Origin of the sequence: Buttiauxella agrestis ATCC 33320 (genome assembly GCF_000735355.1) — a bacterium.
In the GTDB taxonomy this organism is placed as follows: domain Bacteria; phylum Pseudomonadota; class Gammaproteobacteria; order Enterobacterales; family Enterobacteriaceae; genus Buttiauxella; species Buttiauxella agrestis.
This window is the reverse complement of record NZ_JMPI01000063.1, coordinates 1-25,677: the sequence shown is the minus strand read 5'-3', so window position 1 is coordinate 25,677 and position 25,677 is coordinate 1. Positions and strand designations below refer to the sequence as shown.

The following is a 25,677-nucleotide window of genomic DNA, read 5'->3' as shown; positions in this document are numbered from 1 at the left end:
GCACCAGAATCATGCCGGGCTTTTTAATCTTAGCGATGTTTTCGACGACTCAAGAGAATAAATGACGTATAAGCGATGAAACAAGCGATTTTCCTGCAAAAAGACTCGTTTTCACAGGCGTATTTAATGTGATTATCATAAGATATCTGGTTCGGGAGACGCTCAAAAGCCAACTTGCGATCCTTTTCATCCTGCTGCTGATCTTTTTTTGTCAGAAGCTGGTCAGGATACTGGGTGCGGCGGTTGACGGCGAAATTCCGACAAATCTCGTATTTTCCCTTTTAGGACTGGGTGTGCCTGAAATGGCGCAGCTTATCCTGCCTCTTAGCCTTTTCCTTGGGCTACTCATGACGCTTGGCCGTTTGTATACCGAGAGTGAAATCACGGTAATGCATGCCTGTGGCTTGAGTAAAGCGGTGCTTATCAAAGCTGCAATGATTCTCGCACTCTTTACCGGCGTGGTCGCAACCGTCAACGTGATGTGGGCAGGACCATGGTCCTCTCGTCACCAGGACGAAGTGTTGGCGGAAGCCAAGGCTAACCCTGGAATGGCGGCACTCGCTCAGGGGCAGTTCCAGCAAGCGACTGACGGTAACTCTGTGCTGTTTATTGAAAGCGTAGACGGCGCCAGCTTCAAAGATGTGTTCCTTGCGCAATTACGCCCGAAAGGCAATGCGCGCCCTTCCGTGGTGGTGGCAGATTCCGGCCAGTTATCTCAACGCCCGGACGGCTCGCAGGTTGTCACGCTAAACACCGGCACACGCTTTGAAGGGACCGCATTATTGCGCGATTTCCGCATTACCGACTTCCAGGATTACCAGGCAATTGTGGGGCACCAGACCGTAGCGCTTGACCCTGATGATTCCAGTCAGATGTACCTACGTACTTTATGGGCAAGCGATGCGCCAAATGCGCGAGCCGAACTGCACTGGCGTTTAACGCTGATTGTGACCGTATTTATTATGGCATTGATGGTGGTTCCGTTAAGCGTGGTCAACCCGCGCCAGGGTCGCGTGCTTTCTATGTTGCCTGCCATGTTGCTCTATCTGGTCTTCTTCCTGCTTCAGACCTCGCTGAAATCTAACGCAGCGAAGGGGAAAATCGACCCGATGATTTGGATGTGGTTGGTTAACCTGGTTTATTTTGCCATCGCAGTGGTGCTCAACGTGTGGGACACGGTGCCGATGCGCCAGCTACGTGCACGCTTTAGCAAAACACGAGGAGCGGCATAAATGTTTGGTGTTCTCGACCGTTATATCGGTAAAACCATCTTCACCACCATCATGATGACATTGTTCATGCTGGTGTCGCTGTCGGGCATTATTAAGTTTGTCGACCAGCTCAAAAAAGCCGGGCAGGGCAGTTATTCCGCTTTAGGCGCGGGTGTGTATACCGTTCTGAGTGTGCCAAAAGACATTCAAATCTTCTTCCCAATGGCTGCACTGCTTGGTGCATTGCTGGGGTTGGGGATGCTGGCGCAACGTAGTGAACTGGTTGTCATGCAGGCATCGGGTTTTACGCGTCTGCAAATTGCATTGTCAGTAATGAAAACGGCGATTCCGCTAGTATTGCTGACGATGGCGATTGGTGAATGGGTTGCCCCGCAAGGCGAACAAATGGCGCGTAACTACCGTGCACAACAAATGTACGGCGGTTCGTTGTTAACCACGCAGCAAGGTTTGTGGGCGAAAGATGGCCAGAACTTCGTCTATATCGAACGCGTGAAAAGCGACAACGACCTCGCGGGAATCAGTATCTACAGCTTTAACCAGGATCGTCGGTTGCAATCGGTTCGCTATGCCGCCTCCGCACAGTACGACGCGGAACACAAAGTATGGCGGTTGTCTCAGGTTGATGAATCTAACCTGAGCAATGAGAAACAAATTACCGGTGCTCAGACTGTGAGCGGTGAGTGGAAAACCAAGCTCACGCCGGACAAGCTAGGTGTCGTTGCTCTTGACCCGGATGCGCTCTCGATAAGCGGCCTGCATAATTACGTGAAATACCTGAAGTCCAGCGGGCAAGACGCCGGGCGTTATCAGCTCAACATGTGGAGCAAAATCTTTGCACCACTTTCTGTTGCGGTGATGATGTTAATGGCCTTGTCGTTCATCTTCGGGCCGCTGCGTAGCGTGCCAATGGGTGTGCGTGTCGTCACCGGTATCAGCTTCGGTTTCGTGTTCTACGTGCTCGATCAAATCTTTGGCCCACTGAGCCTGGTGTATAACATTCCGCCGATTCTCGGTGCGTTGTTGCCAAGTGCGACGTTCTTCTTAATCAGTTTGTGGCTGATGATGAAGCGCTCAGGCTAATAACTGATTGGTTTTGTAGGGTGGATTAGCGTCAGCGACATCCACCACTTCTTTCTTATTTATCGGGAAGATTACCGTTTACGCCCGCCCATAATGCTCCCCAACACACCGCGTATTATTTGATTCGTCACCTGGCGCGCAGCGCTCTTCGCCATGGTTTGCACGACGCCATCTTTCTTGCCGCCGCGTGGCCCGGTGGTGCCAAACAGAATATCCTTCAGCCCGCCAAGAATACCGTTATCAACGGCTACTGATTCGCCTTTCGCGGGTGGTGCATTTTGTTGCTCACCTGCGGCCTGAACACCTTGTTGCAGGCGCTCATAAGCCGATTCACGGTCAACGGTTTCGTCGTATTTCCCGTACAATGGCGAGTGGTTTAGCAGCCCATTTCTTTCATCATCAGTCACGGGCCCCATACGTGAACAAGGGGCGATAACCATCGCACGTTCGACCACCGTCGGGCTGCCTTTTTCATCCAGCAAAGAGATGAGAGCTTCGCCGGTACCCAACTCCTGAATCGCTTTTTCAGTATCAAATTTAGGGTTAGCACGCATGGTTTGCGCTGCTGCTTTCACCGCTTTCTGATCTTTGGGAGTAAAGGCGCGCAGCGCATGCTGAATGCGGTTACCAAGCTGCCCCAGCACCGTATCCGGAATATCTGATGGATTTTGGGAAACAAAGTAAACGCCAACGCCTTTAGAACGAATCAGGCGAATCACCTGCTCGATTTTATCGAGCAGCACTTGCGGTGCATCGTTAAACAGCAGATGCGCTTCATCAAAGAAGAACACCAACTTCGGTTTCTCCAGATCCCCCGCTTCGGGCAATTGCTCATAGATTTCTGACAACATCCAGAGCAAACTGGCAGCATATAGCTTTGGCATTTGATAGAGCTTTTCGGCGGATAAGATATTGATAATGCCTTTGCCGTTTGCATCGGTGCGCATCCAGTCTTTGATATCCAGCATCGGCTCGCCAAAGAAAAACTCGGCGCCTTGTTGTTCAAGCTGCAACAACCCACGCTGAATGGCTCCGACAGACGCACTGCTGATATTACCGTACTGGTTCTGGAACGATTTGGCGTTATCGCCGATATACTGAGTCGCCGCGCGTAGATCTTTGAAATCGAGGAGTAACAGGCCCTGATCGTCAGCAATACGGAAGATGATTTGCAGCACCCCGGCCTGAATGTCGTTGAGGTTGAGTAACCGTGAAAGCAGGAGTGGCCCGAGGTCAGAAACCGTTGCCCGCACCGGGTGGCCTTTCTCGCCGAAGATATCCCACAGCACCACTGGATTACCATGTGGCGACCAGTCATTCACACCGATTTTTGCAAGCCTTGCGAGCAGCTTTTCAGACTCGACGCCAGCTTGTGCAACGCCGGTGAGATCGCCCTTAACATCCGCCATAAATACCGGCACACCAATTTCGGAAAACGATTCGGCCAACTTTTGCAGTGTGACAGTTTTACCCGTACCCGTAGCGCCGGTTATCAGCCCATGACGGTTCGCCATACTGGGCAGCAAATGCAGTTCTTGTTCGGTGGTTCTGGCAATCAGGAGCGGCGCAATCATGATGAATTCCCTGTGGCGACATTTCCATAAGCATAGCAAGCGGCAGACGTTCGTCATTAGCCAAAATCCAGGATTGCGGCAGCTCTCGCAGCAAAGGCTATGCTTTGCATATGTATTACTTATTATTGGGAAACTATGTCCAGATTCTTCTTTAACGACCGTAAGCACATGGTCGACGACGCCATTGAAGGCGTCATTATCAGTTCTCGTTTTCGCAATCTGACCCGCTTAGATACTGACCCCGCCATCCGCGTCGTCGTGCGCAAAGACTGGAACAAAAGCAAAGTCGCGATAATTTCTGGTGGTGGTTCTGGCCATGAACCGGCACATGCAGGATTTGTCGGTACAGGGATGCTAACTGCGGCAGTGTGTGGCGATTTATTTGCCTCGCCGAGTGTAGACGCTGTGTTGAACGCGATTGTGGCAGTGACTGGCGACCGGGGTTGTCTACTCATCGTCAAAAACTACACCGGCGATCGTCTTAATTTCGGCCTCGCCGCTGAACGCGCTAAAAAGCATGGGCTGAAAGTCGAGATGGTTATCGTCGGCGATGATGTTTCGCTGCCCGACAATAAACAGCCGCGAGGCATTGCCGGAACGATTTTAGTGCACAAAATTGCGGGCTATGCCGCAGAGCAGGGCAAGTCATTAAGCGATGTTCGAGACATCGCGCAACTTGCTTGCGACAGCATTGCCAGCATGGGTGTCGCCATGCAAACTTGTAATCTTCCGGGTCAGAATGATGAAGAAGGGCGCATCAAAAGGGGGCATGTTGAGTTGGGCCTCGGGATTCACGGTGAGCCTGGAGCCAGCACAATTGATAGCCAAAACAGCCAGAAGACGATTGCCGCGTTGGTTACACACCTGCGCAAGGCTACGGGGCCGGAAGCCCGGCTTGCGGTGCTCATCAATAACCTTGGTGGAACGTCTGCGCTGGAAATGGCCCTGCTGACGAAAGAGCTGGTGCATTCAGAACTCAAAGAGCAAATCGACTATTTGATTGGCCCTGCCGCACTGGTGACCGCTTTAGATATGAAAGGGTTCTCGCTTTCTGCCATCGCGCTCAATGAGACATTTATCGAAGCGTTGCAGGCCGATGTTGAAACTGCGGGCTGGCAACCGCTGGTGATACTCGACCCAATGCCGCTGCAAAAGCACCGTGTGATCCACGGCGGAACCCATGCGAAACCGTCGGAAAACGACGCCGTTAAAGCGCTGGTCGCCACCATTACCCGCACGCTTATCGAGCAGGAAGATGCATTGAATGCGCTGGATGCCAAAGTGGGCGATGGCGATACCGGCTCGACGTTCGCGTTGGGGGCGAGGGAAATCGCGCAGCTTAACGATGACGGCAAGCTGCCATTAAACGACACGGCGGCACTGCTGGAATTAATAGGCGAGCGTTTAGCAACGGTAATGGGCGGTTCGAGCGGCGTGTTGATGTCGATTTTCTTTACCGCCAGCGGGCAGGAAGTCGCTAAAAAGCAGCCTCTTGCAGACGCCTTGCTGTTTGGGCTTGAGCAGATGAAACGCTACGGCGGCGCTGATTTAGGCGATCGTACCTTAATCGACGCGTTGCAGCCTGCGCTCGAAGCCTTGAAAAACAGCGACCTGAGCGCTGCGGTGACAGCTGCGAATAAAGGGGCTGAAGCTACCGCGCAGATGCAAAAAGCCAACGCCGGGCGCTCATCATATGTGAACAGCGAAAACCTGAACGGGGTGAAAGACCCAGGAGCGGTGGCGATTGCGGCGGTGTTTGCAGGAATGAAGTGATTGTGTCGATTTTGTAGGGTGGATAAGCGCTAGCGTCATCCACCATTTTCCCCGGTTAAGCCTGGCCGCTTAACGCCATTTGCGTCAACCAAAGCCGCGTATCAAACTCAAGCTGATGATATTGCGGCTCCATATGGCAGCACAGCGAGTAAAACGCCTTGTTGTGATCCTTCTCTTTCAGGTGCGCGAGTTCGTGAACCACAATCATGCGTAAAAAGGCTTCTGGCCCATTTTTAAACACCGTTGCCACGCGAATCTCCGCTTTAGCTTTCAGCTTATTTCCCTGAACGCGCGATACTGCCGTGTGCAAACCCAACGCATTATTCAGCACATGAATTTTGCTGTCATACGCCACTTTATTAATCGGCGGCGCATTGCGCAGATACTGGCTCTTCAAATCTTGCGTCCAGGCATACAGCGCTTTGTCGGTGGTGATGTTGTGCGTATCCGGGTAGCGTTTTTGCAGCACTTCGCCCAGACGTTGTTCCGCAATCAGGGTACGAACCTGCGAGAGCAAATGTTCCGGATATCCCTGCAGATAAGTTAAATTGCTCATGAGTTCTCTCTTGCTTGACGTCTTTCAAAAGGCAGTTTGGAAAAAAAAGGGTATACTCACGCCCCCATTCGGGGATTAGCCGAAATTTTACCATCCAGGAGGGCCGATGAGCCAATTAGACAACGGTTTCCGTTCACTGACACTAAAACGTTTTCCAGAAACGGACGACGTTAACCCACTACAGGCGTGGGAAGCTGCCGATGATTATCTTTTGCAGCAACTGGACGAAATCGAAATCAGTGGCCCGGTCCTGATTTTTAATGACAATTTCGGGGCGCTGTCTTGCGTGCTGGCTGAACACAAGCCGTATAGCATCAGCGACTCGTATCTTAGCGAACTGGCTATCCGTGAGAACCTGCGCGAGAACGGCATCGTTGAGTCCAGCGTCACGTTCCTCGATAGCACCGCGAAATATCCGCAAGCTCCGGCCGTGGTTCTGATTAAGATCCCTAAAACCTTAGCTTTGCTCGAACAGCAATTGCGTGCCCTGCACGAAGTCGTGACGCCTGAAACTCGCATTATTGCGGGTGCTAAAACGCGTGATATTCACAACTCCACCATCGAGTTGTTTGAGAAAATCATCGGGCCGACCACCACCACTCTGGCGTGGAAAAAAGCGCGTTTGATCAACGCAACGTTCAGCGCACCGGTTCTGAAAGACACTGCGGAAACCCTGAGCTGGAAGCTGGAAGGCACGCCGTGGACGATTCACAACCACGCAAACGTCTTTTCCCGCACCGGTCTGGATATCGGCGCACGCTTCTTTATCGAGAATCTGCCAACCAATCTGGAAGGTGAAATTGTCGATTTAGGTTGTGGTAATGGCGTGATTGGCCTGCACTTGCTTGAGCAAAACCCAGAAGCGAACGTGGTATTTGTTGATGAATCACCGATGGCCGTTGCATCTAGCCGCCTGAATGTTGAAACCAACATGCCGGAAAACCTGGATCGCTGCGAGTTTATGATTAACAACGCATTGTCTGGTGTGGAGCCTTACCGCTTTAACACGATTCTGTGTAACCCGCCGTTCCATCAGCAGCACTCTTTGACCGACCAGGTGGCGTGGGAAATGTTCCACCATGCGCGTCGTTGTCTGCAAAATGGCGGCGAGCTGTACATCGTTGCTAACCGCCATCTGGATTACTACCACAAACTGAAAAAGATCTTCGGTAACTGCGACACTGTTGCGACCAATAAGAAATTTGTGGTGCTTAAAGCCGTGAAACTAGGCCGTCTCCGCTAAACGTTTGGTCACTTCTGCTAAAAGTGGTGGATGACGCTTATTGCTTATCCACCCTACAAAACCTGGCCTGTAGGTCGGATAAGCGCAGTGTCATCCGACGTTTAGCGCTAAATTTCTAGCGCTAAACGGGTGCCTTGCGCGATTGCGCGTCGGGCATCCAGTTCCATCGCCACATCCGCACCACCAATCAAATGCAGCGTTTTCCCCAGTTCGCGTAACGGTTGCGCCAGCTCACGACGCGAATCTTGCCCGGCACAAATAATCACGTTATCCACGGCTAATGTCTGCGGCTCTCCGCCTACCGTAATGTGCAAACCTTCGTCGTCTATGCGTTCATAAGTGACTCCTGCCAGCATTTTTACGCCACGTGCCAGCAGCGTTGTGCGGTGGATCCAACCTGTTGTTTTGCCTAATCCTTCACCCGGTTTACTGGTTTTGCGTTGCAACATGACAATCTTGCGCGGGCTTTTATGCAGTTGAGCACCTTCCGGGCGTAACCCACCCGCATGTTGCAGGCTGGTGTCGATACCCCATTCCACGCAAAACTCAGCAATATTCTGGCTGGTGGACTCTCCTTCCTGGCTCAGATACATCGCCGTATCAAAGCCAATACCTCCGGCACCAATAATCGCCACGCGGTCACCCACCGGAGCTTTCTCACGCAGTACATCGACATAATTCAGAACTTTAGGATGCATGATCCCGTCAATAAGCGGCAGACGCGGTTCGATACCGCAGGCGAGAATAATCTCGTCGAACTCTTTAAGCAGCGGGGCGGTGACGTACTGATTCAGGCGAACTTCCACGCCCGTAATCCCTAACATACGACGGTAATAGCGCAGCGTTTCGTAAAACTCCTCTTTGCCGGGAATTTGCCTGGCGATGTTAAATTGCCCGCCAATTTCCGAAGCGGCATCAAATAGCGTCACTTTGTGGCCGCGTGCTGCGGCGTTGACGGCAAAAGCTAATCCTGCTGGGCCTGCGCCAACCACGGCCAGATTTTTACGAACTGATGCCGGAACGACGGGCATTTTGGTTTCGTGGCAGGCACGAGGATTCACCAGGCAGGAGGTGACTTTACCGAGGAAAATCTGATCCAGACATGCCTGGTTGCAGCCAATACAGGTATTTATTTCATCTTCGCGACCTTGCTGCGATTTAGAAACAAACTCGGCATCGGCGAGGAATGGCCGCGCCATCGACACCATATCGGCATCGCCATCAGCAAGGATCTTCTCGGCTGTTTGTGGATCGTTAATTCGGTTGGTAGTGACGAGCGGGATCGAAACAAGCCCTTTCAGTTTGCGCGTCACCCAGCTAAATGCCCCGCGCGGAACCGGCGTGGCAATGGTTGGAATGCGAGCTTCATGCCAGCCGATACCGGTGTTGATCAACGTCGCGCCTGCTTTTTCGATAGCTTTTGCAAGCTCTACGGCTTCGTCAAAGGTGCCGCCGCCATCGACCAAATCCAGCATCGACAGGCGATAAATAATAATGAAATTCGCACCGACTTTTTCGCGAACCGCACGCACGACTTCGATGGCAAAACGCATACGCCGCGAGTAATCGCCGCCCCATTCGTCGTCGCGCTGGTTGGTTCTGGCTGCCAGAAACTGGTTAATCAGATAGCCTTCGGAACCCATGATTTCGACGCCATCGTATCCAGCCTGTTGCGCCAGGCTCGCGCATTGAGCGAACTCTTCAATGAGGGTCAGGATTTCTTCGTGGCTCAGCGCGTGAGGCTTAAAGCGGTTAATCGGTGCCTGAATGGCAGATGGGGCAACCGGGTTGGGTTGGTAGCTATATCGCCCGGTATGCAGGATTTGCAGCGCAATCTTGCCACCTTCACGGTGTACGGCTTCGGTCACAACTTGATGATGGGCAAGTTGGCTTGCGTCATTGAGCACCGCGCCGCTTTCCACGCCAACGCCCGAAGGTGAAGGGGCTACGCCGCCCGTGACAATCAACGCCACACCATGGCGCGCGCGCTCGGCATAAAAGGCTGCTAAACGTTCGGCACCGTTCGGGTGCTCTTCAAGCCCGGTGTGCATCGAACCCATCAGCACTCGGTTTTTAAGCTGGGTAAAACCCAGGTCCAGCGGGGCAAACAGCGACGGATAGCTCATATTCTCTTCCTGCAGGGTCATTATTATTATGTGGTCGGATGAGTTAGTAATTTAGCGGGAAGCAGAGAAAATGGGGGAAAGTTGTCGAATGATTGTGATGGGAATCAAAAAATGCAGATGTTTTTTGACTGATGCCTTTTCCTGCCTGGTTCCGTCAAAGTTATGAATTTGCGTTTCTCTATTCATAAATAACCTTTTTAAAGGGGATATTTATTATGTATCTCGGTTTTTCATTTCCACCAGTTATGAATTATCAGACTCTTTTATTTTTTATTTAATTGAGTGTGATAAAGCTACAATTATGACCAATTACAGTTTTGAGATAGCCTGGTAACATTGCTATGTTATTTTTCGTCAAAATCATTAATGCGCTTTTTATTATTTTAATTAATTTATTAATGAGTGCTCAGGCATTCGCATGGATTATATAAAACTGATAAGGATATGTAATGAAAATAACAACATTAGCACTGTTTATAGCCGCATTTTTTTCAAATAGTACAATCGCCTCAACAAATGAATCTGCTTTAGAACAACGTTTGAACCAATTAGAGAAACGCCTAATAGCAGCCGAAAACCGCGCCGCCAGTGCAGAGGCTGAAATCCAGAAAATGAAAGCGCCGTCGCCAGTTGCTGCAACTGCACCGGTTGCTGTCGTGAGCGAACAATCTGTTAATAGTAAAGCCGATAATCAATCGCCTAAATTAAGCTTAAGCGGCTATGGCGACGTTAAAATATATGGTGATGTGGAATTTAATATGGATGCCGCCAGCCACAGTAATGGCCTGACATCTGTTCGCCGCAGTGCCAATACTAATTGGGCCGATGGCACTAACGAGCGCTGGGATATTAATGGCCGTATTCTGCTTGGCTTTGATGGTTATCGCCGCATGGATGATGGTCATTTTGCTGGATTTACCGCACAACCATTAGCCGATCTAACAGGCCATATGAATCTGGATGATGCAGCATTCTTCTTTGGCCATGAAAACGACTGGAAAATTAAAGTGGGCCGTTTTGAAGCCTACGATATGTTCCCGTTAAATCAGGATACCTTTGTTGAATATTCCGGTAATACGGCGAACGATCTCTACGGCGATGGCTACGGCTACATCTACATGATGAAAGAAGGGCGTGGGCGTAGTGATACTGGCGGCAATTTCATGCTGAGCAAAAATATCGACAACTGGTATTTCGAATTAAACACTCTGCTTGAAGATGGCACCTCGTTGTATCAGGACAAGTCCTATCACGGCAACGAAATGCAAAAAGACAAAAACGTGGCTTATATCCGCCCGGTTATATCCTGGTCTGAAGGCGCGTTCTCTGCCGCAGCGGCCATGGAAGCACAAGTGGTTGATAACGCATATGGTTATAAAGATGCTAACGGTCAGATGGTCGATCAATCCAACCGTACCGGTTACGGCCTGACGATGACCTGGAACGGGCAGAAAAGCGATCCGGACAACGGCATTGTCGCCAACTTCAATACGGCTTACCTGGATGCTGAAGATGAAACCGACTTCACCGCAGGTGTGAACGCTTTATGGCAACGCTTTGAGTTGGGTTATATCTATGCGCACAACGATATTGATAAGTTTGATGTGACCAATGCGCTGGAAAACTGCGACAGCGATTGCTGGATAACCAACGCCGGGACTTATGACATCCATACTATTCACTCTTCGTATCTCTTCCCGAACGTGATGGGCATGAAGAACTTTAATATTTATCTGGGGACTTATGTGTCGTGGGTCAGTGCGGATCAGGACTCCAGCGATGACAGTGATAACACCCGCTATGGCGGGCGTGTGAGATTCAAATATTACTTCTAATTTGAATGTTAAGCACAACGCTCTTCGTAGGTCGGATAAGCAGCCGCGTCATCCGACAAAACTGACCCTCTCCCTCAGGGAGAGGGTCGAGGAGAGGGCATCACCAACCCCGGCGCTTGCCACATTGACGTCGTCAAACCGCTATCAACCAGCGTGAGCTGATCGGCATATACCTTCATCCACTTGCGTTTCATCTCGTCATACAACTCACGATGCGCCAGATTCGGCGTAAACTCGCGCTGCCATTGCACCAGCCGTTCGCCAGCATCTGCCAGATTATTGAATATCCCGGCACCGACACCCGCCGCAATCGCACAACCCAGCGCTGTCGCTTCTTTCACTACCGGCACGCGCACCGGCAAACCGGTCACATCGCTCAGAATCTGGCTCCACAAAGCGCCTTTAGATCCGCCGCCAGCAAACACCAGTGATTCAAATTTAATGCCTGAAAACCCAGAAATTTGCTCGAGGTTGCAGGCCGAAACAATTGCTGCATTCTCTTCCAGCGCCCTGAACAGCGTCGATTTATTGCATTTTTCCGGGTCGATGGAGAGGTTAATAAACGACGGTGCAGCGTGATACCACTGTTTGAAATGCATCGCGTCGGAGAAAATCGGCATCACGCCGTGAGAGCCCGCAGGCACCCGTGCCGCCATCTCTTCGAGCAAGGCGTAAGTATCCACGCCAAGCCTTTCTGCCAGCAGCTTTTCTTCGGCACAAAAGGCATCCCGGAACCAGCGCATCGTCAGACCGGTAAAGAAGCTAATGGACTCCGCTTGCACCATGTTGCTGATAACGTGTGGATTAATGCGAATATTCATATCCGGATCGGTTTTGATCGCGGGCAGATTCACCACCTGCTGCCAGAATGTGCCGCCTAAAACTGCCGCTTGCCCGGCGCGAACCACGCCCAGTCCCACACAACCGAGCTGCACATCGCCGCCGCCCATCACCACCGGCGTACCTGCCAGCAAACCACTTTGTTGTGCAGCTTCCTGCGTCACGCCACCGAGCACGGTGCCGGTTTCTTTTACCGGAGAGAGAATATCGGCGCGCAATCCGGCCATATCCATTAAGGCAGGCTGCCAGTCACGCGTCGCCAGATCCAACATGCCAGTCGTACCCGCGTTAGAAGGATCTACCGCCAGCTCGCCGCTCAGTTTCGCCGCCAGCCAGTCGCTGATCATCGTGACGGTTGCCGCCTGGCGATAAATATCAGGCCGATGGTGCGCAAGCCACAGCAGGCGAGGCATAGCGCTTAACGCCAGCGTCTGGCCGGAAACATGATAAACCTCAGATTCAAACTGGAAATCGTGGATCTCTTTAAGTTCGCTTACTTCGCGGCTGGCGCGGGCATCCACGTTGGCACATGCCCAAATAGGATCGCCGTTACGATCGTAGAGCACGATCCCTTCGCGCATTGAACAGCAGGAAACAGCGCTAATTGCACCAGGTGGAAGATGCGCTTTTTGCAGCGCATCGCGAATGCACTGGCAGGCGAGCTGCCAGTTGGTGGTGAGATCAAACTCCATCGAGCCGGGAACATCGGCAACACTTAAGTGCTTCCATTCAGCCTGGCCGACGGCAATCTGATGGCCTGAAGTATCAAAGATAACGGCGCGAATACTCCCCGTTCCGGCGTCCAGCGCTAATAAATAACTCATGAACACTTCCCCGCAGCTTATGGCGCGGGGTTAATCAGCTAACGCTAACACCGCCCGCGCAGTCTCTTCTTCCGTCACCAGGCCGTTAATACGCAGGCCACGAAGTGCGGCATAAATAGCGTCCGCTTTATCCACGCCCCCCGCGACACCGACAATCGTCGGGAGATGCGCCAGGTCGTCGAGCGTTACGCCAAGCAATTCACGATGGATTTCCAGACCTTCCACCAGTTCGCCATCCGCTTGCAGGAAATAACCCAGAATATCGCCCACCGCACCTTTGCGGGCGTACATCAGTTGTTCGCCCTCGCTGATATAACCCGAGCGCAAAATGGTGGCATCGCGTTTTTGGTTGATAGCGCCAATGCCGACAACCGCAACATCTGCGGCGGTCGCCGCGAGGATCACGTCACGCACGCTCGATTCCATACGTAAAATCTCTGCCACCTGTGGCGATGAAACCCGCAGCGGGGCAGGGATCATGCTCACGCTACACGCCGCATCTAACTGGCCGATGCCGGTCATGTATGGGCCAACACCGCCGGAAAGCGTCACCAGGCGAATCTGCTGCGAGCCGATAAACCCGCTCAAATGCTGGAGGCAATTCATGGTCGCTTCGCCAAAGCCCACTGCCAGTAATTGCCCCGGTTCCAGAATCCCCATCAGCGATTGCGCAGCGCCAATGCCTAAACGTGTATTCATCGGCGGCGTGTTATGCGCCGGCAGCACTCGCGCAATCTTGAGGCCAAAACGCTGCTGCAACTGCGTTTCCAGCGCCAGACAGCCCTCAAAACGCGAGTTAATCTGCACCCGAATGACGCCGGACTGACGTCCCTTTTCCAGCAGGCGTGAAATCTTCAAACGAGGCAGCCCAAGCCTTTCACCAATATCGTTCTGCGTCAGGCCATCGTGGTAATAAGACCAGGCCACACGCGCCAGCAACTCTTCTTCTGCCATCGGCAAGGCGGCTAACTTGCCTTCTTCTGCTGCTCGTTTATCGCTCATAAGTGAACTCTTATTAAAATTTAGATCATATGTTCGAGAGTGCGGGATAAGAAAATGTGAAGCGCACGGCAAAAAGATCATTTTCAGATGCAAATGGTTTAGCTGATCTATTTAAAAATTTTGTGATCTCTGCCCTGTTGTAAAAATTATCCGGCGTCTACGCTTTTGAACATTATTAATTCAAAATCTCTTTTGTTCAATTGTGGAGTGAAAATGCCCAACACCACCGCAATGCTTGCAGCCCGCAAAATTAGCAAACAGTTTTCAGGCGTGAATGTTCTGAAAGGTATTGATTTTGCTCTGTATGCCGGGCAAGTCCACGCATTGTTGGGCGGTAATGGGGCAGGGAAATCGACCCTGATGAAGATTTTCGCTGGCGTCGAAACGCCGGATAGCGGTGAACTGAATATCCACGGCAAAGCATTTGGGCGACTGAAACCCGGCCAGGCGCACGAACAGGGAATTTATCTGGTGCCGCAAGAGCCGATGCTGTTTCCTAACCTCACCGTGCGCGAAAACATTCTGTTTCGTCTGCCTAAGGCGCGCGATGTCGAAAAACGCCTGCAAGAGAAAATGACGCAGCTGGAATGCCAGATCCCCCTTCATGCCGCCGCCAGCACGCTGGAAGTTGCCGATCAACAAATGGTCGAGATCCTGCGCGGTTTGATGCACGAAGCGAAGATCCTGATCCTCGATGAACCTACCGCATCCCTGACTCCCGGTGAAACCGATCGCTTGTTCCGCCAGATCCGCGCGCTGCAAAATCTGGGCGTCGGCATCGTTTTTATCTCCCACAAGCTGCCTGAAATTCGCCAGATCGCCAGCCACATTTCCGTGATGCGCGACGGTGCCGTGGTGCTACAGGGTAAAACGGCGGAGCTGCTTGATGAGCCGTTGATCAACGCCATGACCCCTGGCGATAAACAGCACAAGCTCAGTGATACGCAAAAACTGTGGCTGGCGCTGCCGGGAAACCGCCGCACCGAAGCGCAGGATTTCCCGGTGCTGCGCGTAGAAGAACTCACCGGCGAAGGATTTATCGATCTTAGTTTTGAGTTGTATGCAGGCGAGATCGTCGGCCTGGCGGGCCTGGTAGGATCGGGGCGCACCGAACTGGCGGAAACGCTTTACGGTTTGCGCCCGGTGCGCGGTGGCCGCATCTATTTAGAAAATCGTGAAATCAGCGGCGATCGCACCAAATCACGGCTCGATCGCGGGCTAATTTATCTCCCCGAAGACCGACAGGTTTCCGGATTATTTCTCGATGCGCCGATCCGCTGGAACACCGTCGCATTAAACGAACCGAGCGTGTGGCAACAAAGTAAACGCGAAGCGGCGGTGGTGGAACGTTATCACCGGGCGTTGGGGATCAAACTCAATAACGCTGAGCAAACCGTGCGCACGCTGTCCGGTGGCAACCAGCAAAAAGTCCTGCTGGCACGCTGTCTCGAAGCCAACCCGCTGCTGCTGATCATTGATGAGCCAACCCGTGGCGTTGATGTCGCCGCCCGGGCAGATATCTATCAGCTGATCAAAAGTGTGGCGGCACAAAACGTGGCGGTGCTGATGATCTCCTCCGATCTCGATGAGTTCAGCGGGCTGGCGGACAGAGTGCTGGTGATGCATCAGGGCGCGATGAATGGCGAGTTACGCAAACCGTCGATCACCGTCGAGAGAATGATGAGCATGGCGTTTGGCGGAGGTAAAGCATGAAAACCTTGCTGCGTAACCGCGAACTGAGCGCGCTACTGGCGATCGTGATTTTGTTTGGCGTGCTGGTGGCGCTCAACCACAGCTATTTCAGTCTGCAAACCTTAAGCATGATCTTCACCAGCGCACAGATCCTGATCCTGCTGGCGGTGGGCGCGTCGATGGTGATGCTGACGCGCAATATTGACGTCTCGGTAGGATCGACCGTTGGCCTGTGTGCGGTCGCCGTTGGGGTGGCGCTCAACAGTGGTTACAGCTTGCCGGTGTCGATGCTCTTTGCGCTGGGGATTGGCGCGGTGGCGGGCTTCTTCAACGGGGTGTTAGTTGTCTGGCTGCGCATTCCGGCGATCGTCGCCACACTAGGGACGCTCGGGCTGTATCGCGGCGGCATGTTGTTGTGGACCGGTGGCAAATGGATTGAAGGTTTACCCGCCAGCCTGAAATCGCTCTCCGAACCCATCGCTATCGGGATTTCGCCGCTCGGTTTTATGGTGCTGTTTTTGGTCGCTGTCGCCGCCTGGATGTTCGCCCGTACGGCCTTCGGGCGCGATTTCTACGCGGTGGGCGATAATCTTGCCGCCGCCCGCCAGCTTGGGGTCGCGGTGAATCGTACCCGTCTTTTAGCCTTCACTTTCAACGGCATGCTGGCGGCCATCGCCGGGATTATTTTTGCTGCGCAAATTGGTTTTGTCCCCAACCAAACCGGCAGCGGGCTGGAAATGAAAGCCATCGCTGCCTGCGTGCTGGGCGGGATTTCATTACTCGGCGGCACTGGCACCGTGATTGGGGCGTTTCTTGGCGCATTTTTCCTCACGCAAATCGACACCGTGTTAGTGCTGTTCAAACTCCCGGCCTGGTGGAATGACTTTATCGCTGGGCTGGTTTTGCTCGGCGTTTTGGTGCTGGACGGGCGCTTACGCCAGGCCCTGGCGCGTCATCAGCGGGCGCAGAAATACAGCCGCTTTGTGCCGCCGCTGCCGGGGGCTAAAAACGTGCGGCCTTTTCCCCGCAAGAAGAAGGATGTGGCGTAAATGAGCAAGCTGAAACTTAACTGGGAAGTGGCGCTATTGCTGATTCTGGTGGCAGAAATTCTGCTGTTCGGGGCCATTAATCCGCGCATGCTGGATGTCAATATGCTGCTGTTTAGCACCAGCGATTTTATCTGCATAGGCATTGTGGCGCTGCCGCTAACACTTGTGATCATTAGCGGCGGCATTGATATTTCGCTTGGCTCCACTATCGGCCTGTGCGCCATTGCGTTGGGCGTGATGCTCCAGGCGGGCTTGCCAATCTCGCTGGCGATTATTCTCACGCTCGCCGTCGGCCTGTTGTGCGGAGTGTTTAACGCCGCACTCATTCACTACACCGGTATCAGCCCGCTGGTAATCACGCTCGGCACGCTTTATCTGTACGGCGGCGCGGCACTTTTGCTTTCGGGCATGGCGGGGGCGACGGGTTATGAAGGCATCGGTGGCTTCCCGGATGCGTTTACCAACTTCGCCAACCTGACACTTTTCGGCCTGCCAATTCCGCTGGTGATGTTCGCGGTGATCACGCTGCTGTTCTGGCTGCTGACACACCGCGCCCGCTTTGGTCGCCATATTTTCTTGATTGGTCAAAACCCGCGTGCGGCGCGTTATGCCGCGTTGCCAGTCAACGGCTCGCTGTACGGCGTGTACGGCATGGTGGGGTTGGCGTCGGCGATTGCCGCCATTGTGCTGGTGTCATATTTCGGCTCGGCGCGCTCTGATTTAGGGCGTGACCTGTTGATGCCTGCTTTAACGGCGGCGGTGTTGGGCGGGGCGAATATTTATGGCGGTTCCGGTTCGATTTTAGGCACCGCGCTGGCGGCGTTATTAGTGGGGTATTTGCAACAAGGTTTACAGATGGCTGGCGTGCCTAATCAGGTATCGAGTGCGTTGTCCGGTGCGCTGTTGATTGTGGTGGTCATTGGTCGTTCGGTGAGTTTGCACCGCGAATATTTACAGGCGGCGTGGCGTCGTTTGCGCGGTAACAGAAAACTAACGGGAGTTTGATTATGAAGCAGACAACAAAACGCGCCCTGCAACTCAGTGCATGGGCCTTAGCCTTTGGTGTGGTGAGCGCGCAGGCCGCCGACCGAATCGCCTTTATCCCAAAACTGGTCGGCGTAGGTTTCTTTACCAGCGGGGGTAATGGCGCGATGCAGGCGGGTAAAGACCTCGGCGTGCCGGTGACGTATGACGGCCCAACTGAACCGAGCGTCTCCGGCCAGGTGCAGCTCATCAACAACTTCGTCAACCAGGGCTACAACGCGATTATTGTCTCGGCGGTATCGCCAGATGGTTTATGCCCGGCGCTGAAACGCGCCATGCAGCGCGGGGTAAAAGTGCTGACCTGGGATTCTGACACCAAGCCTGAGTGCCGCAGTATTTACATCAACCAGGGCACGCCGCAACAGCTTGGCGGCATGCTGGTGGATATGGCTGCTAAACAGGTAACAAAACCTGCCGCCAAAGTGGCGTTCTTCTACTCAAGCCCGACGGTGACGGATCAAAACCAGTGGGTGAAAGAGGCGAAAGCCAAAATTGCGAAGGATCATCCAGAATGGGAAATCGTCACCACTCAGTTTGGCTATAACGATGCGACTAAATCGCTGCAAACCGCCGAGGGTATTCTAAAAGCGTACCCGGATCTGGATGCGATCATTGCCCCGGATGCGAACGCACTGCCTGCCGCCGCGCAGGCTGCTGAAAACCTGAAACGCACTAATGTGGCAATCGTCGGTTTCAGTACGCCAAACGTGATGCGCCCGTATGTTGAGCGCGGAACGGTGAAAGCTTTCGGCCTGTGGGACGTGGTACAGCAGGGTGAAATTGCGGTCAACGTCGCAAATACCATGCTGAAAAAGGGCGATCTTAACGTGGGCGATAGCGTGGAAGTGGCGAAAATCGGCAGTCTGAAAGTCGAGCCTAATAGCGTGCAGGGTTATCAATATGAAGCCAAAGGCAACGGTATTGTGCTGCTGCCGGAGCGCGTAATATTCACCAAAGACAACATCGGCAAATACGATTTCTGAGGGAGGAAAAATGGCAGATCTTGACGATATCAGAGAAGGTAAAGATTACGGCATTGGCCGCCCTCAGGAGAACAAAGCGTTCTACCTGAAAGGCAGCGGGGCGCTGGATTGGGGGATGCAATCGCGCCTGGCGCGGATATTTAACCCCGACTCCGGGCGCACCGTCATGTTGGCCTTCGATCACGGCTATTTCCAGGGGCCGACCACCGGCCTTGAACGTATCGATTTATCTATTGCGCCGCTGTTCCCGGAAACCGATGTGCTGATGTGCACGCGCGGTATTTTACGCAGCGTGGTGCCGCCAGCCACGAACAAACCCGTGGTGTTGCGGGCCTCGGGCGGGAATTCAATTCTCAGCGAACTGTCGCGCGAAAGTGTAGCGGTGACGATGGAAGATGCGCTGCGCCTGAACGCCTGCGCGGTGGCAGCGCAAATTTATATCGGCAGCGAATACGAGCATCAGTCGATCAACAACATTATCAAGCTGGTGGACGAAGGCACGCGCTACGGGATCCCGACCCTGGCCGTCACTGGTGTGGGTAAAGAGATGGCGCGAGATGCGCGCTATTTCTCCCTTGCCAGCCGAATTGCCGCAGAAATCGGGGCGCAGTTTGTGAAAACCTATTTTGTTGAAGAAGGGTTCGAGAAAGTGACGGCCAGTTGCCCGGTGCCGATTGTTATCGCCGGAGGTAAAAAATTGCCGGAACAAGAAGCACTGGATATGTGTTTCAGGGCGATTGACCAGGGTGCATCGGGCGTGGATATGGGGCGCAATATCTTCCAGTCAGACGCACCGCTTGCGATGTTAAAAGCGGTGAAAAAAGTGGTGCATGAGAATGTTTCGGCCCGGGAAGCGTATCAGTTCTGGCTCGATGAAAAACACCATGGAGGCAAGGCATGAATGTGACGCTGGTGGAGATTAATATCAAACCGGAACGGGTCGATGAGTTTATGGATGTGTTCCGCGCCAATCACGAAGGGTCAATCAACGAGCCGGGGAATCTGCGTTTCGATGTGTTGCAGGATCCGGATGTAGCGACACGGTTTTATATCTACGAGGCGTATCAAAACGACGAAGCAGTGCTGGCGCATAAGCAGACGCCGCATTACTTAGCGTGCGTTGAGAAGCTGGACGGGATGATGTCGGAACCGCGTAAGAAACGGAGTTTTGTGGGGTTATTGCCATAGGGGGATTACCCGGCTGGTCTTTCTCTTATACAGATCTCAGTCTGGCGATCTTGCCAGGGTGAGATCTGGAAGATGAGATGTTTTTCCGTTCACCCGAACGTCTGGTTATCTCTGCAACCACTGTTAACGGTGACCGTATCAAGGAGAGAACGCCCTCTCCTTGATAATCCTGGCGCCCGGCCATTAAATTGCCGCTGCGCGGTAAACCCCAGCTTATCCCCAACGTTCAGGGTCGTTCGCGACTCGCTCCCGGCGATCGCTCTCTTTCGCTGCTCCCGGCAGCTCAACCCTGCCTTATGGGTAACGCTGGGGCAATTTATACCGGGAACAAGGTCAAAGCCGGTTCGGCTTTTGACCTTAGCTTTTGACGTTGACCTTTGAGTCCGGCGATTTAAACGCCGGGAGCCGGGATTGCAAAGGGTGCTGCGGTAGCACCCTTTGCACGTTCACCGGTTCGGTGGCTATATAAACCACTGAAAATTAAGTGAACGGAACCTTCACCTGGCTCACATTGATATGACTAAAAGAGCTCATCCTGGGGGCGTCGCCGATCACTCCTCCTCCACCTCAATCATTTCACGCTGCTTTACGCTAAGTCCCTGCAGTGCCTTCCTCGCACAGCCCAACACATGTTCACACTGCTCAATCGTGATAGTCAGCGGTGGCTCAATACGAATAGTTTTCGCATTGTTGAGCGTCCCGGCGACCAGCACCTGCTGGCGGAACATAACACTTGCAAAGTTATAGCCAACTTCGTTGTCGCTAAACTCGATGGCAATCAACAAACCTTGTCCACGCGCATCGACAACCAGTTCCGGGAACTCACGTTTCAGAGCCTGGAAGCCATCCACCAAAAGTTGCCCTTTCTGCTGCGCCTGAGCGGGAAGATTTTGCTCAAGCAGAACATGAATTGTCGCAAGCGCTGCCGCACAGGCCAACGGGTTGCCGCCAAAGGTGGTGGTGTGCAGGAAAGGATTATCAAACAGCACAGAGAACACTTCTTCTGTCGCAACCGTTGCGCCAATCGGCATTACGCCGCCGCCGAGTGCTTTGGCGAGGCATAAAATATCAGGCTGTACGTTTTCGTGTTCGCAGGCGAACATTTTGCCCGTACGTCCCATGCCGGTTTGCACTTCATCAAAAATCAGCAGTGCGCCAAATTCATCGCACAGTTTACGAACCGCTGGCAAATATCCGACTGGCGGGATAATCACGCCGCCTTCGCCCTGAATAGGCTCAAGGATCACGGCTGCGACATCATCACCGGTTTTACGGCATTCGCTGAGCATAGTGCGTAACGCGTCGATATTGCCAAACGGCACATGCCGGAAGCCCGGAAGTAGCGGCATAAACGGTTTACGGAAAGCGGCTTTTGCTGTTGCGGACAATGCACCAAGAGATTTGCCATGAAACGCGCCTGAGGCTGCGATAAAGGTAAATTTCCCACGCGCAGATTGATACGCTTTGGCGAGTTTAATCGCCGCTTCAACCGATTCTGTCCCGCTGTTACTAAAGAAGCTGTATTTGAGTTTGCCCGGAGTGAGTGTCGCAAGCGTTTTGGCAAGCATCGCCCGTAAAGGGTCGAGCAGCTCCTGACTGTGCAGGGGTTGTTTTTCTAGCTGATGCTGTACGGCGGATACCACTGTTGGATTACGGTGCCCCACGTTAAAAATGCCGAACCCACCCAGACAATCTAAATATTCCTTACCCTGGGTGTCGACAAGCGTATTCAGACTGCTCGCTTGCCACTCTACGGCTCCGTAATCCCCGCCGGCGGTCACTGATTTGCGATACTCAAGAAAACCCGGATTCACATGCTGTTGGAAGTTTTCGATAACCTCTCGATTTAGCGCTTTCATCTCCTCATGGCTGAGTGTCTTCTTTTCGATGATGTTCAGGGCGTGCGCTGTGCAGGCAAGAGCCGAAGCGCTAGTAGGTAACCTGTTCAAAATGTGCTCCTGGGAATGACGTATCACGCGATACACAAAATAAGTATTGCAGGGAATACGCCACTTCGCTTCCCCTAAACAAAATCGGGATAAACGATCTGGGGGAATTGCGATTGCGTAATAATTAATCACAAAGAGTCACGTTTTGCGGTCAAATATCCTGGTCAGGAGCGGCTTTGCTATGGGATATCTGGTTTTTGTGCACCATAACCATGCGTCATGCTGCTTATTGGTGCGATTACGCCATGTTGCCGCTTACGCGGCGTCCATGCGGTGTTCTCCGCGAACCAGAGCGGCGCGGTCGAACTCATGCTGTATCGCGCCGTCCGCCATATACGCCGCACGGTCTGACATGTGTGCAATCACGTCCGCGTCGTGGCTGACCAGCAAATAAGTCATGCCAAACTGTTGTTTCAGGCGGTTGAGCAAATTGAGAATTTCCGCCTGTACCGACATATCCAGCGCGGAAGTGGGTTCATCGAGCAGCAGAATTTTAGGGCGCAATAACAGCGCACGCGCAATAGCCACACGCTGGCGTTGCCCGCCGGAAAGCTGATGCGGATAGCGCTGCAAGGCGTCTGCGGGCAAACCGACTTGCTGCAATGCTTCTTCTACGCGCAGTACAATTTGCGACTCGCCATGAATTTTCAGCGGTTCGGCCAGCGTCCGGTAAATAGTATGGTTTGGGTGCAAAGAGGCGTAGGGATCCTGAAACACCATTTGTACGTTGCGACGCAAATCGCCCTGAAACCGCACGCCGGGTTTAATCGCGCCATCCAGTAATTTCACATGGCCTTGCCACTCGCGTTGTAACCCCGCCAGTACGCGCAAAATGGTGGATTTCCCGCAGCCTGAAGCGCCAATCAAACTAAACGTTTCACCCTGATTAAGGGTAAAACTGGCATCGCGTACGGCGGTTTTAAGCTGGCCTTTTGCCAGAAATTGCACGCGTAAATTATTGACTTCAACGAGAGCCATGGCTGTCTCCTTGCAGATTCTGGTTGCGGTCTAACGTGGGTAGCATCATGCCGTAGGTGGTTGCATTGGGGCGGCATGTCCAGAGTGTGCGGGTGTACGGATGGGTGGCGCTGGCAAGTTGGTCGGCGGCCATTTCATCGACTTTTTGACCCTGATACATCACCAGCACGCGTTGGCAATGTTGGGCAACCAGCGGTAAATCGTGGCTTATCAGCAACATCGCCATTTGGCGTTGCTCGCATTGTTCAACCAACAGTTCCAGAATCTGGTTACGCAGACGCGCATCCAGCGCGGAAGTGGGTTCATCGGCGATCAGCACTTTCGGGTTGTTGACCAGCGCGATAGCAATCATCACGCGTTGCCCCATGCCACCGGAAAGTTCAGCCGGATAGCGTGGCAGCACGTTTTCCGGCAACCCGACTGAATTGATCACTTCGCGAATCCGTTCACGGCGCTGTGCCGCTGAGAGTTTCTGATGCAGTCGCAGGGCTTCGTCAATCTGCTGGGCGACATTTTTGACCGGATTGAGCGCGTAGCGCGGGTCTTGTAACACCATCGCGATGTCATTCCCGCGCAGGTTTTGCCAGCCACGGTTGTGCATCGTCAGCAGGTCGTTATCCAACACATTGAGCTGAGTGGCGCTGACTTTGCCCGGTTTGCGCACCAGCCCCATCAGCGCCCGCGCCGTCATGGATTTACCGGAGCCTGATTCCCCGACCAGCGCCAGGCGTTCATTGCCCAGCGTAAACGAAAGATTATTCACCACGCGTGCGCCGGGGTAATCAATGTTTAGCTCACGAACTTCAATACGATTCTCACTCATGACCCGGCTCCAGCACGTCGCGTAAACCATCGCCCAATAAGTTAAATGCCAGGCTGCTAATTAAAATAGCGGTGCCAGGAATGGCGGCAATCCACCACTGGTCAAAAATGACCTGCATACCGTCGGCAATCATTGAACCCCATTCGGACATCGGCGGTCTTGCGCCCAAACCTAAGAAACCCAACCCGGCGGCGGCGAGAATAATTCCTGCTAAATCCAGCGCCAGACGCACAATCGCCGACGGCAAACAGAGCGGTAGAATATGCCCCACCAATAACCGCAGCCCGCGAATGCCCATCATTTCGGCGGCAGCGAGATAGTCACTGTGGCGCAGGCGTTGGATTTCACTGCGCGCCTGGCGGGCATACGCAGGCCAGGTGGTGAGCGCCAGCGCCAGAGCGCCATTCACAAGCCCTGGGCCAAGCATCGCCACAAAAGCGAAGGCCAGAATCAGGCGCGGCATCGACATCACCACATCGGTAAAACGCATTAACACGCGCTCAAGCCAGCCGCCGTAGTAGCCAGACAGAATGCCAATCAGCAAGCCGACGGGCAGGGTAATTACCGTCACCAGCAGCACCAGCCCGATTGCTGGACGCGCGCCATAAACCAGGCGTGAAAGCAGGTCACGACCGTAGCTATCGGTGCCCAGCCAGTGGTGAGCGTTGGGCGCTTGCAGGCGTGCGGCGGCGTCTTGCCAGTTCGGGTCGAAGGGGGCGATAAGCGGGGCGAAAACCGCAATCAGCACCAGCAGGGTGATAATCACCAGGCCGCAAAGGGCGGCGGGTGAGCGCAATGTACGGCGTAAAAACAGGTAAGACGGCATCAATGCACCCTCGGATCGGTGACACGCACCAGCACGTCAGTCAGGTTGTTGATAATGACAAACGACACGCCAATCAGCAGTGTGCCGCCCATGATCGCGGTGGTATCTCCGGCGAAGAGCGCGGTTGTCAGGTAACGCCCGATTCCCGGCCAGGAAAAGACGGTTTCAGTGAGCACCGCCCCTTCCAGCATGCCGGTATAAGCCAGCGCGATAACGGTAAACAGCGTGCCGCGAATGTTGGGCAGCACGTGGCGCACCAGAATCGTCATGTCGCCAGCACCTTTGGCGCGGGCAAGCGTAATGTACTCTTTGTTCATTTCGCTTAAACAGGCGGTGCGCGTGAGGCGCGTAATGCTTGCCAGCGAGTAATAGGCCAGCAGCAAAACCGGCAAAGTCAGGTGGTTGATGGCATTCATGAAGGCATCACGGTCGCCAGAAAGCCAGGTGTCTATCAGCACAAAACCGGTTTTGGCTTCGACGCTGTACTGGTAAATATCATCCAGACGCCCAGGCCCCGCGCTCCATTGCAGGCGTGCGTAAAACAGCGCCAGCATCAATAAACCGAGCCAGAAGATGGGCACGGAGTTGCCCAGCAAGGTGAAGGTGCGTACCGCTAAATCCCACGGCGAGCCTGCAAAACGGGCACACAGCACACCAAAAAACACGCCCAGCACGCTGCCAATAATCAGCGCGAGGGTGGCAAGCTCAAGTGTTGCCGGAAAGGCGGCGAGCAAATCTTGTAATACGGGCTGGCCGGTGGCGCTGGCGGTGCCTAAATCGCCATGAGCGAGTTGGGTCAGGTAATGCCAGAACTGAACCGGGAGCGGTTTATCCAGGCCAAGCTGGTGGTGGACCTGGTCGTAAGTGGCCTGGCTTGCGTGGTCGCCGACGATTTGCAGCACGCGATCGACAGGCGAAAGTGCCGAAAGGGCAAAGGTGATAAGCAGCAGACCGACAAGCGTAAGTCCCAGGGTAAACAATCCCTGGGCCAGGGTGAGCAACGGGCGGCGAAATGAGACTTCAGACATGGGTAACTCTTTTGATGGTGTTGGATAAAGCA

Annotated in this window: 21 protein-coding genes; 11 read left to right on the top strand and 10 right to left on the bottom strand. The window is 53.4% G+C overall.

Annotation, left to right across the window (positions count from 1 at the left end; all coding sequences use genetic code 11):
- The first annotated feature begins 128 nt into the window (after positions 1-128).
- A complete protein-coding gene (gene lptF, locus GBAG_RS17695; protein ID WP_034498760.1) occupies positions 129-1,232 on the top strand; it encodes an LPS export ABC transporter permease LptF in 1,104 nt (367 codons plus the stop codon).
- Positions 1,233-2,312: an LPS export ABC transporter permease LptG gene (gene lptG, locus GBAG_RS17690; protein WP_034498758.1), complete on the top strand. Its 1,080-nt coding sequence runs from the start codon at positions 1,233-1,235 to the stop codon at positions 2,310-2,312.
- 71 nt (positions 2,313-2,383) lie between these two features.
- Here the strand turns inward: lptG and GBAG_RS17685 are convergent, their stop codons facing one another.
- Positions 2,384-3,886: a helicase HerA-like C-terminal domain-containing protein gene (locus tag GBAG_RS17685; RefSeq protein ID WP_034498756.1), complete on the bottom strand. Its 1,503-nt coding sequence runs from the start codon at positions 3,884-3,886 to the stop codon at positions 2,384-2,386.
- A 135-nt stretch (positions 3,887-4,021) separates the two neighbouring features.
- On the opposite strand from GBAG_RS17685, the gene GBAG_RS17680 reads away from it, so the two are divergent.
- Positions 4,022-5,659: a dihydroxyacetone kinase subunit DhaK gene (locus GBAG_RS17680; protein WP_034498754.1), complete on the top strand. Its 1,638-nt coding sequence runs from the start codon at positions 4,022-4,024 to the stop codon at positions 5,657-5,659.
- 55 nt (positions 5,660-5,714) lie between these two features.
- On the opposite strand, the gene GBAG_RS17675 is transcribed toward GBAG_RS17680, so the two are convergent.
- A complete protein-coding gene (locus tag GBAG_RS17675; protein WP_034498753.1) occupies positions 5,715-6,215 on the bottom strand; it encodes a M48 metallopeptidase family protein in 501 nt (166 codons plus the stop codon).
- Between the two features lie 106 nt (positions 6,216-6,321).
- Here GBAG_RS17675 and rlmG point away from each other — a divergent pair, with 106 nt between their 5' ends.
- A complete protein-coding gene (rlmG, locus tag GBAG_RS17670) occupies positions 6,322-7,458 on the top strand; it encodes a 23S rRNA (guanine(1835)-N(2))-methyltransferase RlmG (RefSeq protein ID WP_034498752.1) in 1,137 nt (378 codons plus the stop codon).
- A 107-nt stretch (positions 7,459-7,565) separates the two neighbouring features.
- Here rlmG and GBAG_RS17665 read toward each other — a convergent pair whose 3' ends face one another.
- The gene (locus GBAG_RS17665; protein WP_034498751.1) at positions 7,566-9,584 is read right to left on the bottom strand and encodes an NADPH-dependent 2,4-dienoyl-CoA reductase; all 2,019 of its coding nucleotides are present in this window, start codon (positions 9,582-9,584) and stop codon (positions 7,566-7,568) included.
- A gap of 449 nt (positions 9,585-10,033) precedes the next feature.
- Here GBAG_RS17665 and GBAG_RS17660 point away from each other — a divergent pair, with 449 nt between their 5' ends.
- Entirely contained in the window at positions 10,034-11,419 is a 1,386-nt protein-coding gene (locus GBAG_RS17660) for a carbohydrate porin (protein WP_034498749.1), read from the top strand.
- Positions 11,420-11,493: 74 nt separating this feature from the next.
- Here GBAG_RS17660 and lsrK read toward each other — a convergent pair whose 3' ends face one another.
- The gene (gene lsrK, locus GBAG_RS17655) at positions 11,494-13,083 is read right to left on the bottom strand and encodes an autoinducer-2 kinase (RefSeq protein WP_034498748.1); all 1,590 of its coding nucleotides are present in this window, start codon (positions 13,081-13,083) and stop codon (positions 11,494-11,496) included.
- A 30-nt stretch (positions 13,084-13,113) separates the two neighbouring features.
- Positions 13,114-14,085: a transcriptional regulator LsrR gene (gene lsrR / locus GBAG_RS17650; RefSeq protein ID WP_034498746.1), complete on the bottom strand. Its 972-nt coding sequence runs from the start codon at positions 14,083-14,085 to the stop codon at positions 13,114-13,116.
- Between the two features lie 231 nt (positions 14,086-14,316).
- On the opposite strand from lsrR, the gene lsrA reads away from it, so the two are divergent.
- The 6 genes from lsrA to lsrG are packed head-to-tail and all read left to right on the top strand — an operon-like array spanning position 14,317 to position 20,041.
- The gene (gene lsrA, locus GBAG_RS17645) at positions 14,317-15,798 is read left to right on the top strand and encodes an autoinducer 2 ABC transporter ATP-binding protein LsrA (protein WP_167333349.1); all 1,482 of its coding nucleotides are present in this window, start codon (positions 14,317-14,319) and stop codon (positions 15,796-15,798) included.
- Positions 15,795-16,826, top strand: a complete 1,032-nt coding sequence (gene lsrC, locus GBAG_RS17640; protein ID WP_034498743.1) for an autoinducer 2 ABC transporter permease LsrC — start codon at positions 15,795-15,797, stop codon at positions 16,824-16,826. The genes lsrA and lsrC overlap by 4 nt, the downstream gene beginning before the upstream one ends.
- Positions 16,827-17,831: an autoinducer 2 ABC transporter permease LsrD gene (gene lsrD / locus GBAG_RS17635; protein WP_034498741.1), complete on the top strand. Its 1,005-nt coding sequence runs from the start codon at positions 16,827-16,829 to the stop codon at positions 17,829-17,831.
- 2 nt (positions 17,832-17,833) lie between these two features.
- Positions 17,834-18,853: an autoinducer 2 ABC transporter substrate-binding protein LsrB gene (lsrB, locus tag GBAG_RS17630; RefSeq protein WP_034498740.1), complete on the top strand. Its 1,020-nt coding sequence runs from the start codon at positions 17,834-17,836 to the stop codon at positions 18,851-18,853.
- A gap of 10 nt (positions 18,854-18,863) precedes the next feature.
- The gene (lsrF, locus tag GBAG_RS17625; protein ID WP_034498738.1) at positions 18,864-19,754 is read left to right on the top strand and encodes a 3-hydroxy-5-phosphonooxypentane-2,4-dione thiolase; all 891 of its coding nucleotides are present in this window, start codon (positions 18,864-18,866) and stop codon (positions 19,752-19,754) included.
- Positions 19,751-20,041 carry a (4S)-4-hydroxy-5-phosphonooxypentane-2,3-dione isomerase gene (lsrG, locus tag GBAG_RS17620; RefSeq protein WP_034498737.1) on the top strand — a complete coding sequence of 97 codons (291 nt, stop codon included), beginning with the start codon at positions 19,751-19,753 and terminating at the stop codon, positions 20,039-20,041. Before lsrF ends, lsrG begins: the two co-directional genes overlap by 4 nt.
- A gap of 551 nt (positions 20,042-20,592) precedes the next feature.
- Here lsrG and ygjG read toward each other — a convergent pair.
- The 5 genes from ygjG to GBAG_RS17595 all read right to left on the bottom strand — a co-directional run bounded on the left by ygjG (position 20,593) and on the right by GBAG_RS17595 (position 25,645).
- Positions 20,593-21,990, bottom strand: a complete 1,398-nt coding sequence (gene ygjG, locus GBAG_RS17615; protein ID WP_210434947.1) for a putrescine aminotransferase — start codon at positions 21,988-21,990, stop codon at positions 20,593-20,595.
- 255 nt (positions 21,991-22,245) lie between these two features.
- Positions 22,246-22,968 (bottom strand): ABC transporter ATP-binding protein, encoded by a 723-nt coding sequence (locus tag GBAG_RS17610; RefSeq protein WP_034498735.1) that lies wholly within the window; start codon positions 22,966-22,968, stop codon positions 22,246-22,248.
- Positions 22,955-23,791, bottom strand: a complete 837-nt coding sequence (locus GBAG_RS17605; protein ID WP_034498733.1) for an ABC transporter ATP-binding protein — start codon at positions 23,789-23,791, stop codon at positions 22,955-22,957. Before GBAG_RS17605 ends, GBAG_RS17610 begins: the two co-directional genes overlap by 14 nt.
- On the bottom strand, positions 23,784-24,617 hold the full coding sequence (locus tag GBAG_RS17600; protein ID WP_034498731.1) for an ABC transporter permease: 834 nt from the start codon (positions 24,615-24,617) through the stop codon (positions 23,784-23,786). The genes GBAG_RS17605 and GBAG_RS17600 overlap by 8 nt, the downstream gene beginning before the upstream one ends.
- Positions 24,617-25,645 carry an ABC transporter permease gene (locus tag GBAG_RS17595; RefSeq protein WP_051873750.1) on the bottom strand — a complete coding sequence of 343 codons (1,029 nt, stop codon included), beginning with the start codon at positions 25,643-25,645 and terminating at the stop codon, positions 24,617-24,619. Before GBAG_RS17595 ends, GBAG_RS17600 begins: the two co-directional genes overlap by 1 nt.
- Between the last annotated feature and the right edge of the window lie 32 nt (positions 25,646-25,677).

Excerpts from the sequence above, each read along its gene's own strand:
- GBAG_RS17680 (WP_034498754.1), top strand. The coding sequence starts at position 4,022 with ATGTCCAGATTCTTCTTTAACGACCGTAAGCACATGGTCGACGACGCC.
- lptG (WP_034498758.1), top strand. The coding sequence starts at position 1,233 with ATGTTTGGTGTTCTCGACCGTTATATCGGTAAAACCATCTTCACCACC.
- lsrF (WP_034498738.1), top strand. The coding sequence starts at position 18,864 with ATGGCAGATCTTGACGATATCAGAGAAGGTAAAGATTACGGCATTGGC.
- rlmG (WP_034498752.1), top strand. The coding sequence starts at position 6,322 with ATGAGCCAATTAGACAACGGTTTCCGTTCACTGACACTAAAACGTTTT.
- lsrC (WP_034498743.1), top strand. The coding sequence starts at position 15,795 with ATGAAAACCTTGCTGCGTAACCGCGAACTGAGCGCGCTACTGGCGATC.
- GBAG_RS17665 (WP_034498751.1), bottom strand. The coding sequence starts at position 9,584 with ATGAGCTATCCGTCGCTGTTTGCCCCGCTGGACCTGGGTTTTACCCAG.
- lsrG (WP_034498737.1), top strand. The coding sequence starts at position 19,751 with ATGAATGTGACGCTGGTGGAGATTAATATCAAACCGGAACGGGTCGAT.
- lsrB (WP_034498740.1), top strand. The coding sequence starts at position 17,834 with ATGAAGCAGACAACAAAACGCGCCCTGCAACTCAGTGCATGGGCCTTA.
- lsrK (WP_034498748.1), bottom strand. The coding sequence starts at position 13,083 with ATGAGTTATTTATTAGCGCTGGACGCCGGAACGGGGAGTATTCGCGCC.
- GBAG_RS17595 (WP_051873750.1), bottom strand. The coding sequence starts at position 25,645 with ATGTCTGAAGTCTCATTTCGCCGCCCGTTGCTCACCCTGGCCCAGGGA.
- lsrR (WP_034498746.1), bottom strand. The coding sequence starts at position 14,085 with ATGAGCGATAAACGAGCAGCAGAAGAAGGCAAGTTAGCCGCCTTGCCG.
- lsrD (WP_034498741.1), top strand. The coding sequence starts at position 16,827 with ATGAGCAAGCTGAAACTTAACTGGGAAGTGGCGCTATTGCTGATTCTG.
- GBAG_RS17660 (WP_034498749.1), top strand. The coding sequence starts at position 10,034 with ATGAAAATAACAACATTAGCACTGTTTATAGCCGCATTTTTTTCAAAT.
- GBAG_RS17605 (WP_034498733.1), bottom strand. The coding sequence starts at position 23,791 with ATGAGTGAGAATCGTATTGAAGTTCGTGAGCTAAACATTGATTACCCC.
- GBAG_RS17610 (WP_034498735.1), bottom strand. The coding sequence starts at position 22,968 with ATGGCTCTCGTTGAAGTCAATAATTTACGCGTGCAATTTCTGGCAAAA.
- GBAG_RS17600 (WP_034498731.1), bottom strand. The coding sequence starts at position 24,617 with ATGCCGTCTTACCTGTTTTTACGCCGTACATTGCGCTCACCCGCCGCC.
- GBAG_RS17685 (WP_034498756.1), bottom strand. The coding sequence starts at position 3,886 with ATGATTGCGCCGCTCCTGATTGCCAGAACCACCGAACAAGAACTGCAT.
- lsrA (WP_167333349.1), top strand. The coding sequence starts at position 14,317 with ATGCTTGCAGCCCGCAAAATTAGCAAACAGTTTTCAGGCGTGAATGTT.
- GBAG_RS17675 (WP_034498753.1), bottom strand. The coding sequence starts at position 6,215 with ATGAGCAATTTAACTTATCTGCAGGGATATCCGGAACATTTGCTCTCG.